Origin of the sequence: Nocardia sp. NPDC056000, assembly GCF_042269265.1 — a bacterium.
GTDB lineage: Bacteria > Actinomycetota > Actinomycetes > Mycobacteriales > Mycobacteriaceae > Nocardia.
Genome location: NZ_JBHJXS010000009.1, coordinates 112601 through 125432, shown reverse-complemented (window position 1 = coordinate 125432; position 12832 = coordinate 112601). Strand labels below are relative to the sequence as shown.

Sequence of the window (12832 nt, the reverse complement as noted above, 5' to 3'; positions counted from 1 at the left end):
CTCCTATCGCCGCGTCAGGCGCACGACGTCGTCGCCGAACTCGGCCAGCTCGGCCGCGGCGTCCGCGCCGCGCAGATGTGTCCGCAGGAAAGCCGAGGTCAGGCGCGCGAACGGGTCGAGCGCCTCGGTGTCGGCCGGGCCGTCCAGAAAAGCGCGCGCCGCGGTGGGATCGGCATCGGCGATGCCGAAATGATTGGCCCCCGGTATGACCGCCAGCAGGTGATCGCCCGGCGGCAGGGCCTCGGTGAAGGTGCGCCGCACCGGATCCGGCCGATCCGCGCCGTCTTCGCCGTAGCGGTCGGCGCTGCCCTGGATGACGCCGTCATTGCTCCCCACGCCCAACAGGACCGGGCAGTTCACCTGTGCGGGCAGGACCGTACCCGGGTCCCAGCCCAGCATCGTCGCCACCATGGTGTGCGCGCCCCAGGCGAAAACCGCTGCCACGGAAGGGAAGTAGCACGCGGACTGCAAGACCACGGTGCCACCGGCGGAGTGTCCGCCCAGTGCGATGCGATCCAGGTCGAGCGCTCCGCGCAGCGGGGGCTGATCGTTCAGTTCGGCCAGTGCGCCCAGGATCTCGCCGATGGCCGGGCAGGTGGGCCGGGTGCCGTAGGCGTCGGGCCGGGCGGCGTCCAAGTCCACGCCGGGGGTCAATCCCATTTGGCCGCCGAACAATTCGGCGACGCGATCCATGGTGACCACCACGAAGCCGCTCTCGGCGACGGCGGTGGCGAACCGCCGATAGGAGTCCTGCCCGACATTGACCCCGGACAGGAACACCACCACCGGATACGGGGCGGCGGCCGGGTCGGGTTCGAAGACGCCGGTGAGCCGTTCGGCGTCATCGCCCGAGGCGATGGCCGGGTAGTAGACCTTGAGATGCGCGGTATCGAACGGCGCTTTGCCATCGGTCCGTACGGACCACCACAGTGAACGAATCATGCTGTGGGCCTGGGTAGTTCGCGATCCCCGCCCCAGAGCGCGCGGACCAGCCGCCGGGTCAGATCCGGGCCGAACATGCGCTCGCCCATCACATTGGCCGGATCGCGCTCGGCGATATTGCGTCGCACGGTCAGATCCCGCTCCGCCAGCGCCGCCCGGTCACCGACGGGCACGGATTCGGCCTCATCGACCCATCCCAGCCACTGTTCGACCCGCGCGGTCAGCAGATCGCGTACCAGATCGAGGTTGGGCCGGGTCGGCGGGAAGGAGTAGCAGTAGGCGGTGGGGGAGAGGCTGGCGCGAATGAACCCGGTCCGGCTGGTGAACCAGGTGAAGTCCGGATGCTCCTGTTTGAAGGCCAGCCACGGCGCGTCCGCGTCCGCGTAGTAGCGGTCGAAGTACGCACCGTCCCCGACCAGATCGCCGCGCGGAATGGCATCGACGTAGAACCAGCCCTCGGGCCACAGCAGCAGCGCCGACCCCAGGTGCGGTACCCGCACCTGGGGCCCGAGCCAGGCGGTGAGATGCAGATTGACGAAACCCGTGCGCGGATCGCCGATCCATGAATGCACCAGCCAGTCGATCTCGGGACCGGAATAGGCCGCGAGGCTGCCCGCGGGACCGGTCGCCGCGTCACCGTAGGACTCCAGCGATTCGGTGGACGGATCGCGGGTCAGGGTGAAGCGCTCGGCGAGACGGGATTTCAGATCGGTGGTGAGGTCGCGCCACTCCCGGAAGGTTTCGGTCACATCGACCCGGGGAGTCTCATCGACCATTTGCTCGACGTGCCGCAGGGTTTCACTCATGGCTGCTCCGATGGTGTTCTCATATGGCTGCTTTCGTCAGTGCGTTCGGGAGGTCAGGGTGTCCAGCGGCCGGAGCGGGCGGCCCGCGACCAGATCGGTGCCCCGGGAGACGGTGCGATTCACGGCCTGCGCCGGTCGAATGGTGGCTCGGACCGCGAGCGCGCCCGGCGGCAGGGCCGTCACCTCGGGATGGCTGATGACGCCGGTGAACGGGCCGCTCCAGGCGGTCCACAGCGTGAAATCCGGACTCAGTGCATAGATTTCGCCGGTCAGGCCGTGCGGTGCGGATCCGGCGGCCACGATATTGAGCCGGTTCTCCGCAGCGCGCTCGGGCAGGCCCAGGCGCAGTTCCCAGGATTCGGCCGGTGTGAACGGAACGGCGACTACGTCGACGTCGGCGACGGCCGCCAGACGGAAGGTCTCCGGGAAGATCGAGTCGTCACCGATCACCAGGGCCATTCGGCCCCAAGGTAATTCGAAGACGGTGAGTTCATCGCCCAGCAGCGTCAACCACGGGTGCCGGGCGGTGCGATGCAGCTGCCGCTGGCGTCCGACGATGCCGGAGGCATGAAGTAACAGACCCTCGTGCACCGCGCCATCGCGCACGGTTGTGACGACATAGCCGCTCGTGCCCGTGAGCGCGTGCAGCACCTCGGGAATCGGGATCTCGGCCAGTTCGGGCAGCACAATGAGATCGACACCGGCGGTGGCCAATTCGCGAATCTCACGGCCGGACGCGGTGGCAATGGCGGCGGAGATCGCCGGCGCACCGGGTCCGGCCAGCCGCTCGCGGGGGCCGGTGTCGAGCTTTTCGTAGAGCTCGGGCCGACGCGCGGCGATGATATCGGTGCCGTCCTCGCGGAATTTGTCATCGGCACTGCTGATATCGATATCGGCGATGACGATCGCCTCCCCTGTTGCCGGACCCATGGCTACGCAGGTGCCGTCCGGTGCGACGATCTGACTCTCGCCCGCCCCGTGCAATCGGTCCGGCGGCACTCCCAAGCGTTCGGCGATGGCCGGAAGCTGTGCGTCCGGGAGCAGTGGCCCGACCTTGTTGGCCGCCACGACCCACACCCTGTTCTCTGCGGCCCGGACCGGAATATGCAGGCTCGCTTCGTCTGTGGCGAACGAATTGAGGCTGTTGAGCAGCAGTTGCGCGCCACGCAGCGTCAGGGATCGGGTGACCTCGTTGATGACGCCCTCCATGCAGGCGTACATGCCGATCCGGCCCAGCGGCGTATCGATGACGGGTGAATCGTCGACCCCGCGATCGAGATGGTCGTTCTCCGCACCCATCAGGATCTGCTTATCGGACTCACCGAGCAGGTCCCCGTCGGGACCGAAGAGCAGGCTGGTGGCGGTGGTGCGCCCGTCCTCGCGGGCCAGGGTGACACCGATCTTGACATAGATCTCGTGCGCGGCGGCCCGCTCGGCGATGGCGGTGAGAAAGGAATCGCCGGGCGTGCAGGCCATTCGCCGCGCATGAGCCCGATCGTCGTACCAGGATAGGTGATTACAGAACTCCGGCAGGACCACGAGTTCGGCCCCTGCCTCGGCAGCGGTGTCGATCATGCGCAGGCAGGCGTCGAGATTCTCGGCGACGTCGGTCCCGGCGGCGAGCTGTGCGGCCGCGACTCGTGTCATGCGTCGCACCCTTCTACTCGGTGCTGTGTTTCGGACATCGAAACACTGTTTCCAATATTCCTGATTCTGTACCGGCGTCGATGATCTGTCCAGGGGTGGTTCCGGATTTCACGACCCGGTAATTCGGCGCAACCGAATCGTCTTGTTTCCCTCAGGGTTACGCCGTTGCTCGCCTTGACACCCGCTCCCACCACGGGTTCAATATGGCAATTCCGAAACTGCGTTTCCCTCAGAGAAACGGACGCAGGAGGGTAGGTATGGCGACCTGCGGTTCATCCTCGAAAAGTGTTGCGGCGCTGGTACTCGGCGGCACGCTGGCCGGCCCGGTCGCGGGCGGGCAGCTGGTGTTGCTGGCCAAACCGCTGGGCGGCGTACTGGGCATCCCGGGCACGGTGGTGGGCTACATAGCGCTCACGGTGCTCACCGTGGGTGGTGCGACGGCGCTGCTCACCGTGCGGCGGCGCCTGTCGTTTCCGATAGCCGGTGTGTGCGCGATGGTCACGGGCGCGGGGTTCGCGGTGGCCGGATCGGTATCCGCGCCATGGCTGTTCGTCACGGCCGCGGTGGTCGCCGGTGCGGCGGCGGGGCCGCTGGTCGTGACGGGCCGGGCGATGGCATTCGACTCGAACGGTGCGCTGACCGGATGGCAGGTCGCGATGACAACAGGGGTCGCCGTGACGGCGGGCACGGCATCGCTATGTTACGAAAGGCCCGGGCTCGGGCTCATTCTCGCGGGCGCGGCCCTGATTGTGCTGGGGCTGGGCATCGCTCTTGCGAACCGGAACGCATCGCAACCCGGTTCGCTGATCGTCGCGCGTGGGGCGCTCCCGCATCGGTACCTGCTCGGATACGCCGCCGTCGGCTGGATCGTGGGCGGCACCGTATTGCCTTCGCTGCACCTGCTGCTGTTCCGCTGGAATGCGCTCGGAGCCGAACAGACGAATCTGCTCGTGCTCGCGTCGATTCCGGCGATTGCCGCGCTGGTGCTGCCCGCACCTCGACTCGGTGCCGTTGTCCCACTGCTGATTCTGGCTGCCGGGGGATCGGTGCTGGTGGCCACCGCGCCCGGTCGGGCGACCCTGACCATCGGGATCGGGGTGGCGCTGACCGCCGCCGCTCGCGCCGCGCGGGCGCTGGATGTCGCGGTTCGGGTCGAAACGTCGGGTTCGCATCGCGCGGCGACGCTCACCACGTTGGTGGTGGTCGGCGCTGGTTCGGCGGGACTCGCCACGGTCACCGCACTGGGCGAATTGTTCGGCACCGGTTCGGGTTTGACCGTGCTGGCGCTGCCGGCGCTGGCTCTCGCGCCGCGGTGCGTACCGCGTGCACCGGTGCGGGCATCCCGATCGCCCCTGATCGCCCAGGTCCTCGAAGGAGAAGCCCCGTGATCCGCACTATCGCCCCCTGTCTGCTGATTGTCGCGGCGGCTTTGCCCCTCGGGATCGCTCCGGGGCACGCCGCACCCGATGCCGGAGCCGCCATCGAAGTCAGTGCCTCCGCTGATCTGACCGAAGGGCAGCGAATCACCGTTAATGGCAGCGGATTTCGAGCTGGGCTCGCTGCCGTCGCGGTCGGGCTGTGCAAACAGGGCTTCACCAATGGGCTGAAGGATTGCGATCTCGAGGGCGGCGCGACCTTCGTCAATATCTCCGGCGATGGAACGCTTCCTACCGTCACCCTCACCGCGCGCCCGCGTTTCCACGATATCGATTGCACCCGCAGGCAGTGCGTGATCGCCGCCGCGCCGCTGCCCGGCGCGGAACCGCAGGCTGTGATCGCCGCGAATTCGGCTGAAGTCGCAATAGGTTTCGCCGGATCGCCCACTCCCGCTCCCACCTCGGTCCCCAAGGTCGCGGCGGTCCGTACCGAGTCCGACACCAACGGCCCGTCGACGCTGCTCTGGGGCGTCACCGCCGCGCTGATGCTCATCGTCGCCGTCCTGGCCCTCGCCGACCGGCGACGGCTCTGAACCCTCCTGGAGGAATCATGAAATCCGTTCGAGCCCGAATCGCGCTGGTCGCACTGGGATCCACCGCCGCGATACTGTGCGCGGGCAACCCGGCGGCCACCGCCGACCCCGCCCTGAAACTCAGCGTGAACTCGGGTCTCGCGGCGGGACAGGTGATTACGGTATCGCTGGCCGGACTGCCTGCGAATCTGCCCACCGTGGCGGTGGGACAGTGCAAGCCGGCGGTGGTCAGTCCGGCGGACTGCAACCTCGGCGGATCGCTGATGGGCCGTGCCGACGCACAGGGGGAGTGGCAGCCCAACGGCGGCAATCGGTCGATCACATTGGTCGGCGCGGTCGGCGGAACCGATTGCACCGCAACGCCGGGAGCCTGCACCGTCGCGGTGACGAGCCTGACCGACCCCACACACATCCTGGCGTCGGTGCCCCTCACCTTCGGTGCCGAGCGGACCCCGGCTCCCACCACGTCGACGGCCGCAGCCGCGGATTCGGACGATGACAGCGGCAATACCGGTGTGGTGGTGGGCGTCGCCGCCGCCGTCGTCGTGGTAATCGCCGCGGTGGGATTCATCGTGGTGCGTCGGCGCGGCCGGACTTCCCACTGACCCCAAGTGATGCGCCGACGGCGTGCGCGGCGACCGCGCCCGGCACCGTCGGCGCTTCGCCATGTGCGTGGGGCAGATGGCTTGTGCGCCGATAGAGTCCGTCACGGAGGCAGCGGTACCCCAGACCGCCTCGCGATCGAGCTCAAGGCCGGGGATAGGCGCGGGCGGAGAGGCCGGAACCACCGGCGCGGAAAGCGGCAGGTGCATGCCGCACCGTGGTCTGAACGTATTCGCGCAGACCCTCCTCGGCGTATTCGCGCCCGAAGCCACTCTGTTTGGTGCCGCCGAAGGGGGCGCGCAGTGACATACCGGTCCGGTTGTGCGTGTTGATGAAGGTGAACCCGGCTTCGATTCGCGCGGCGAAGGCGAAGGCGCGGTCCTCATCGGCGGACCACACCGAGGCTCCCAGTCCGAGTTCGCAATCGTTGGCGCGGACCAGCACCTCGCGCTCGTCAGTGTAGGTCAGCACCGGTACCGCCGGGCCGAACTGTTCGCGCCGGACCAGCCAGGCCGCATCGGGCAGATCCAGGGCCAGGGTGGGCGCGACGTAGTAACCGTCGGCGTCGGACGGGATTTCGGCGAGAGGCACCAGCCAGCCGCCACGGCTCCAGGCATCGGCCAGCAGGTCGGTCATGCGCTGGGTGGCGGCGCGGCTCACGACCGGTCCCATGCTCACCAGCTCGTCCAGCGGGTCTCCCACGATCAGAATCCGATGTGCCGCAGCCAGATACGACTCCAGGAATTCGTCCAAGCGCCGCGCGGGCACGTACAGTCGTTTGGCGGCCATGCACACCTGCCCCGCCGTGGCGAACGATGCGAGGACGAGGCGCTCGTAATCGGCGGGGGAGAGGGCGAAGTCGTCGAGGAAGACCGCCGGATCATTGCCGCCGAGTTCGAGCACCACCGGTGTGAGGGCTTGACCGGCGGCTGCGGCGATACTGCGCCCGGCCTCTTCGCCGCCCGTGAAGGCCACCTTGCGAATCAGCGGATGGGCGATGAGCGCTCGCACCGTATCCGGTCCGCCATGGATGACCCGGACTCCGGGCAGGAGCGCGGCCACCTCGGTGACCGCGAGCGGCGCGAGCGGAGAAGGTTTGAGCACGACGGTATTTCCGGCCGCCAGCGCGGGACCGAGCTTGAGTACCGACAGAATGATCGGCGCGTTCCACGGCGTGATCGCCGCGACCACTCCGAACGGTGCGGGGGTGAGCGCCAGTCGCCCGTACGCGTCATCGATCACCGATGCGCTGAGCGCGGCGGCGGCATTGTCCCGCACCCAGCGCAGATACGTTGCGGCGAAACCGATCTCACCGCGACAGTCGGCGATGGGCTTACCGCTCTCACGGGCCAGCAATTCGGCCAGATCGCCCGCGCGGGCATCGAGTGACTCCGCCGCCGCGCCGAGTGCGGCCAGGCGCTGCTCGATGGGCCGTGCCCGCCGGTCCAGGAACTCCCGGTGTGCCTGCCGCACAACGGATTCCACGGCCTCGGGCGGTGTCATCGGCACCGATCCGACAAGCTCGTGCGGATGCGCCGGATTCTCCCGATCGATCTTCATGATCAACTCCTGACCGGTGTGGTCGCCGGATTTCGCCCGGCCTCGTGTCGGCCGGGCGACCGGCATCTCAACGTGGGGCCGCCAGCGAATCGAGCAGACAGGCTCTGCGCAGATAGGCGCGCGCCGCCACCGGATCCGCTGCCAGGGCACGCAATTGGTCGCGATGGGCCGCGTCGTTACCGCGCAACCGCTGCCAGTTGTCATGGCTGGTGCGCTGCACATGGTCGATGGCTACGGCCCGCCGCAGTGCGGCGGCATCATCGAGCCCGGCTTCCGAACCTCCGGCGAGCACATCGGCCAGGGCGTCGCCCAGCCGCACGGCATCGTGGATACCGCTGTTCATTCCCATGCCGCCGAGCGGATTGTTGACATGCGCGGCATCGCCCGCCAGCAGCACCCGGCCGATCCGGAAGGATTCGGTGACGCGCTGATGCACGCGATACAGCGACCCGTGCAGCACCCGCCACGGCCTGCCCAGGTCCGCGACCGCGGCCAAACGTGCCGGGAGCCGATCCATTTCGAGGTCGTCTGCGGTATCGGCGGGTGTGGGCAGCAGTACCCGCCAGTGCTGCGGGGTGCGCAACAGCACCAGCCATTCGTGCGGATCGAAGACGTAATTGATCGGTGCGATGCCCGGCAGCGCCGTCGCGAGATCCTCATCGACCGAGGCGACCAGGAAGCGTTCGGGATAGGTACGGCCGTCGAATCCGGCGTGTACACCATTGCGCACGATCGAATGCGCACCGTCCGCGCCGATCACCCAATCCGCGCGCACCGGCCCGTGCGAGGTATGCAGAATGACCCCGTCGGGTCCGGCGTGCAGGCCGTGCACCTCGTGGCCGAAACGCACCCGGGCGTGATCGGGTAAGGCGTCCAACAGGATTGGAGTCAGCTTGCTCTGTTCGCATTGCACGCGAAACGGATAGGGGGTGTCGCGCGCGAGCACGCCGAGGTCGAGCGTGGCGATCTCCCCGCCGCCGCGTTCTCGATACTGGAACGTCGTGGCGATGATTCCTTGGGCGAGCAGTGGTTTCAGCACCCCGAGCGTTTCGAGCATTTCGAGTGTCGGCGGATGGAAGGTGGAGGCGCGCGATTCGGTGGCGAGCTCCTCGCCGCGCTCCAGCACGGTCACCGCGATACCGCGCCGGGCCAGGGTCAGCGCGGCGGTGAGTCCCACCGGCCCCGCGCCGACCACGACCACGGTGCTCATGAGGTGTGCAGGGCGAAGCGGCCCTCCACGCCCACGACGCGCGCGCCGGTGAAGAATCGCAGCGTCTCGCCGGTGCCCTCCTCACCGAGTCCGGACCAGCCCCAGGCCGGGCGCGGTGTCATCAGGTGCAGGCTCATCACCGAGGAGCCGTTCACCTTGACTTCCCCGGCCCGAATCCGCTGTGCCACAGCCAGTGCCGATTCCTCATCGGTGCCGCAGACGTAGCCTTCCAGGCCGTAGGGCAGCGCGTTGGCCAGGTGAACCGCCTCATCGACGGATTCATAGGTGAGGGTTCCCGCGACCGGGCCGAAGACCTCCTCGGTGAGATCGCCTTCCACGAGTGCGGGCGGAAAGTAGTTTCCCTCCTGCGGCGGCGTGCCATAGGTCTGGAATCCGCGGCCGGACAACGCGTCTCGTACGGTTCGCAGATGCCGTGAGTGCACCAGCGGGCCGAACTCTGTCCCGGGATCCAGCGGCGGCCCGAAGCGCAGGTCCCCGAGCCGTTTTCCGATGGCGTCGAGCAATTCACCGGCCCGGTCCGCAGGCAGAATCAAACGCCCGAGCGCCCGGCACCACTGCCCGTTGAGGGTGGTGAGCAGTTCCGCCGCGATGCGCGCCGCGGTCTCGGTATCGGCATCGGGCAGCACGATCAGCGGATTGTTGCCGCCCAATTCCAACTGGCACGGCCGCAAAAGCGGAGCCGAGGCAGTCGCGACCGAACGCCCGCCCGCCAATCCGCCGGTGAAGGACACCGCCTTGACGCGCGGATCGGCCACCAGCTGTGCTCCAGTCTCGGCCCCGCCCTGCACCAGCTGGAACATCCCGGCCGGGACGTGTTCGGCGATCGCCTGCGCCAGCGGAATCGCACTGTACGGGGCGAGCTCGCTGACCTTCAGCAGCACCGGACAGCCCGCCGCGAGGGCGTTGGCCACCTTATGGGCGGCCATGGGGGCCGGGGCATTCCACGGCACCAGGCACAGCGCCGGTCCGAGCGGCAGGCGGCGCACGCGGATGCCTTCGCGGTCCTCGCGCAGTATTCCGGCGCGCACCTGCGCGGCGGCCAGCCGGAACGCCCCGGCGACGATGACACCGAACAACTCGGTCTGTCGGATCGGCACACCTGTTGCGTGCGAATCCAGTTCGGCAATGTATGGCAGTCGTGGTTCGAGATCGTCCGCGATGGCATCGAGGACTTCGGGGGTGATGATCCCGGTCGCGCCGTCGGCGACGGCGAGGGCGCGGTCGACCCGCCCCGGCGCACTGGCCAGCGCTCGGGCCACCGGGGTACCGGTGGCCGGATCCTCCAGTGCCACACCGAGATCCACGCCGGGGGTCGCCCACTCGCCATCGATGAATTCGACGATCGGGGGCAGTTCGCCGGTCATCGCGCGGCCTCGGCGGGTGCGGTGGTGAACAACTCGTTCGCGGTCGCGTCGGTCACTATGCGCGCCACCTCGAGCATGCCGCGCTCGGCGGGGAAGGTCATGACCAGACCCATGGCGAGATCACGCAGGGCCCGGCCCGTCACCCCGCTCATCGAAGCGGCCGAGGTGCCACCGGCTTTGAGCGCGCCCAGCGCCACTGCGAAACATGCCTCGGTCACCGCACCCTTGCCGAGCCGCCACTGCGTGAACACCTCCTGCTTGGGTTTGATCGGCGGCTCAACGGTTTCGATGCCCAGCTGATAGCGCAGCCACAGATAGGCCGACTGCAATTGCCGGGTCATCTCGCCGATGAGCACCTGGTGCACCGGTGACGAGGCGATCGGTTCGCCGGTGTCGGCGAAGGTCTTCCGGGTGGTCGCGGCCAGCGTCTCGTCGTAGACCCGCTGCGCGCAGCCGGTGTACACCGCCGCGATGGCGAGCTGATTGCCCACGAAACTGCCCCGGCTCATGGTGAGCATCTTGGGAAACGCGCCGGGTATCGCCAGCGCCTCGTCGTCGGCGATGAACACCTCGTCGAGGCGGATGCCATTGTTGGCCGTGGCCCGCATCCCGAGCCCGTCCCATGGCGCACGCACACTCACCCCGGGCGCTTCGCGCGGGACGAAGAAGGTCGCCAGTCCCTCGGCGGTGTCGTAGCCCTCGAGTTTGGCCGAGGTCAGGTAGTAGTCGGCGACGCCGGTGGCACACCCGAAGGACTTCTCGCCCCGCAGGATCCAGCCGCCGTCGACCTTGCGCGCGGTGGTGGCGATGGTGATATTGGCCTTGGCCGTCTTGACCGATTCGGAGGCGAAATTCGCCAGCCATACGCCCTCGGCCATGCGGGTCAGCACCTTTTCGGCGAAGGCGCGTACCACCGGAATCTCGGCGTCGGCGAACAATCCGGCGTCGATCGCCTCCAACGGGAGCAGGCCGCGCGAAGCGCTGGTGTTGTGGAAGAAGTAGGCCAATGCCGTGGACGGGCAGGCGGTGCCCATGGCGTAGGTGGCCGCGGCCAGATCGCGCAGGGTGCCCCCGAGACCGCCGAATTTCTCCGGCACCACCAGGCCGAGCAGTCCCGCATCGCGCAGGAGCGTGATATGCGTGGCGGGGAAGGTGGCGGTGCGGTCGGCCTCCTCGGCGGCGGCGCGCAGGGCGGGCAGGACCTCGTCCACCCGTTGCGCGCGTGCGCGTTCGGCGTCGGTCATATCTTCGACGAGTCGTTCGCCGATCATCGAGCTATCCCCTCGTAGTAGGTGCGATCGTGGTAGATCAGTGGCGGCGCGGGTCTGGGGGTGGCCGCGTCCTGGACCAGGCCCAGCACGATGGTGTGATCACCGGCCGGATGACAGGCCGCGACGACGCAGTCCACCCAGGCCACCGCATCGGTGAGCACGGCCGCGCCGGTGCTCGCGGTATCCCAGCGTCCGGTGTCGAACCGATCGCCGCGGGTGGTGGAGGTGGCGAAGCGGCGGCCGATGTCCTCATGGTCGTGGCCCAGCACATTGACCGCGAAAACCCCGCTGTGCCGGAGGAATCGGCAGGTGCTGCTCGCGGTGGCCAGACATACCGAGACGAGCGGTGGATCCAGGGCCACACTGGTGAAGGAGCTGGCGGTCATACCGTGTCGGCCGCCGCCGTCGCGCATCGTGGTGACCACCACGACACCGCTGGCCCACTGCGCCATGACAGCACGGAGATACGTCGTATCCACCCTGCATCTCCGTTTCGATAGAGGAAACGCTGTTACGCACAAGGTAACGCTGCGCGCTGGGCCGCGCAAGTGGGAACGGCGCTGTGACGCAGCGATTTCGGCGAATACATCTGGATTTCGACGGGCTGTTTCCCATGGGGAAATTCGGTGCCCTAAGCTGAGGGCGTGTCGGACACCGAGGCCGAGAACCAGAGTCGTTCCATCGCCGCCGTCGAACGGGCCATGGACGTGTTGTTGCTGTTCGGCCGCACCGGTCGTCCCGATCTCGGGGTCACCGAGATCGCCAATGAGCTCGGCCTGACCAAGGCTGCGGTGCACCGCATTCTCACCGCGCTGCGCAATCGCGAACTCATCACCCTGGAACCGACTTCGCGTCGCTACGCGCTGGGCCACGCGGCAATCGCGCTGGGGCGGGCCTATCTGGCCCGCACCGATCTGCGCGTGATGGCGGCCCCCGAGCTGCGCCGCCTGGCCCCGCTCACCGGTGAGACCGCGACGCTGTCCATTCGACGCGGCGATACCCGCATGTACGTGGATCAGGTTGTGCCGGACCAGGAATTGCGCATGGAGGTCGCGCTCGGAGTGCCGTATCCGCTGCACGCCGGGAGCTCGTCCAAGGTGATTCTGGCGAACCTGCGCAAGCAGGAGATCGACGAGTATCTGGACCGGCACGAACTGACCCCGTTCACCGATGCCACCATCACCACCCCGCGCAAGCTGCGCACCGAATTGGCCGAGGTGCGCAAGCGCGGATACGCGATCTCGCTGGGGGAACGGCAGATCGGCGCGGCGTCGATCGCCGCGCCCGTGCTCGATCATGACGGCGGGGTGGTGGCGGCGATCAGCATTTGCGGCCCGCTCTCGCGGTTCGAGCCGAAGATGAAGGAGTACGTGCCGCTGCTGCAGAAGGCCGCGGCCGCGCTCTCGGCCCAATTGGGTTACACCGCTTAGCTTTCCGTA

Annotated in this window: 12 protein-coding genes; 4 read left to right on the top strand and 8 right to left on the bottom strand. The window is 68.2% G+C overall.

What is annotated here, in order from left to right; translation table 11 throughout:
* Positions 1–3: 3 nt before the first annotated feature.
* Genes ACFC4D_RS25795 through ACFC4D_RS25785 form a run of 3 tightly spaced genes read right to left on the bottom strand, consistent with a single transcriptional unit; the run spans position 4 to position 3395 of the window.
* Positions 4–942, bottom strand: coding sequence for an alpha/beta hydrolase family protein (locus ACFC4D_RS25795; RefSeq protein WP_376067186.1), 939 nt, complete (start codon positions 940–942; stop codon positions 4–6).
* Entirely contained in the window at positions 939–1748 is an 810-nt protein-coding gene (locus ACFC4D_RS25790) for an oxidoreductase (protein WP_376067184.1), read from the bottom strand. The genes ACFC4D_RS25795 and ACFC4D_RS25790 overlap by 4 nt, the downstream gene beginning before the upstream one ends.
* A gap of 36 nt (positions 1749–1784) precedes the next feature.
* On the bottom strand, positions 1785–3395 hold the full coding sequence (locus ACFC4D_RS25785; protein WP_376067181.1) for a nitrilase-related carbon-nitrogen hydrolase: 1611 nt from the start codon (positions 3393–3395) through the stop codon (positions 1785–1787).
* A 257-nt stretch (positions 3396–3652) separates the two neighbouring features.
* Here ACFC4D_RS25785 and ACFC4D_RS25780 point away from each other — a divergent pair, with 257 nt between their 5' ends.
* From ACFC4D_RS25780 to ACFC4D_RS25770, 3 genes are read left to right on the top strand one after another with little or no spacing between them, the layout of a single operon-like run.
* Positions 3653–4783: a hypothetical protein gene (locus tag ACFC4D_RS25780; protein WP_376067179.1), complete on the top strand. Its 1131-nt coding sequence runs from the start codon at positions 3653–3655 to the stop codon at positions 4781–4783.
* Entirely contained in the window at positions 4780–5364 is a 585-nt protein-coding gene (locus ACFC4D_RS25775; RefSeq protein ID WP_376067178.1) for a neocarzinostatin apoprotein domain-containing protein, read from the top strand. The genes ACFC4D_RS25780 and ACFC4D_RS25775 overlap by 4 nt, the downstream gene beginning before the upstream one ends.
* Positions 5365–5381: 17 nt before the next feature.
* Positions 5382–5969 (top strand): neocarzinostatin apoprotein domain-containing protein, encoded by a 588-nt coding sequence (locus tag ACFC4D_RS25770; RefSeq protein ID WP_376067176.1) that lies wholly within the window; start codon positions 5382–5384, stop codon positions 5967–5969.
* 142 nt (positions 5970–6111) lie between these two features.
* On the opposite strand, the gene ACFC4D_RS25765 is transcribed toward ACFC4D_RS25770, so the two are convergent.
* The 5 genes from ACFC4D_RS25765 to ACFC4D_RS25745 all read right to left on the bottom strand — a co-directional run bounded on the left by ACFC4D_RS25765 (position 6112) and on the right by ACFC4D_RS25745 (position 11872).
* On the bottom strand, positions 6112–7527 hold the full coding sequence (locus tag ACFC4D_RS25765; RefSeq protein ID WP_376067173.1) for an aldehyde dehydrogenase family protein: 1416 nt from the start codon (positions 7525–7527) through the stop codon (positions 6112–6114).
* 67 nt (positions 7528–7594) lie between these two features.
* Complete coding sequence (locus ACFC4D_RS25760; protein WP_376067171.1) at positions 7595–8737, bottom strand: FAD-dependent oxidoreductase; 1143 nt, start codon at positions 8735–8737, stop codon at positions 7595–7597.
* Positions 8734–10122 (bottom strand): aldehyde dehydrogenase family protein, encoded by a 1389-nt coding sequence (locus tag ACFC4D_RS25755; protein ID WP_376067170.1) that lies wholly within the window; start codon positions 10120–10122, stop codon positions 8734–8736. The genes ACFC4D_RS25760 and ACFC4D_RS25755 overlap by 4 nt, the downstream gene beginning before the upstream one ends.
* Positions 10119–11393 carry an acyl-CoA dehydrogenase family protein gene (locus ACFC4D_RS25750; protein WP_376067167.1) on the bottom strand — a complete coding sequence of 425 codons (1275 nt, stop codon included), beginning with the start codon at positions 11391–11393 and terminating at the stop codon, positions 10119–10121. The genes ACFC4D_RS25755 and ACFC4D_RS25750 overlap by 4 nt, the downstream gene beginning before the upstream one ends.
* Positions 11390–11872 (bottom strand): flavin reductase family protein, encoded by a 483-nt coding sequence (locus ACFC4D_RS25745; RefSeq protein ID WP_376067166.1) that lies wholly within the window; start codon positions 11870–11872, stop codon positions 11390–11392. Before ACFC4D_RS25745 ends, ACFC4D_RS25750 begins: the two co-directional genes overlap by 4 nt.
* Positions 11873–12037: 165 nt before the next feature.
* Between ACFC4D_RS25745 and ACFC4D_RS25740 the strand changes: the two genes are divergently transcribed.
* Complete coding sequence (locus ACFC4D_RS25740; protein ID WP_364648522.1) at positions 12038–12823, top strand: IclR family transcriptional regulator; 786 nt, start codon at positions 12038–12040, stop codon at positions 12821–12823.
* The last annotated feature ends 9 nt before the right edge of the window (positions 12824–12832 follow it).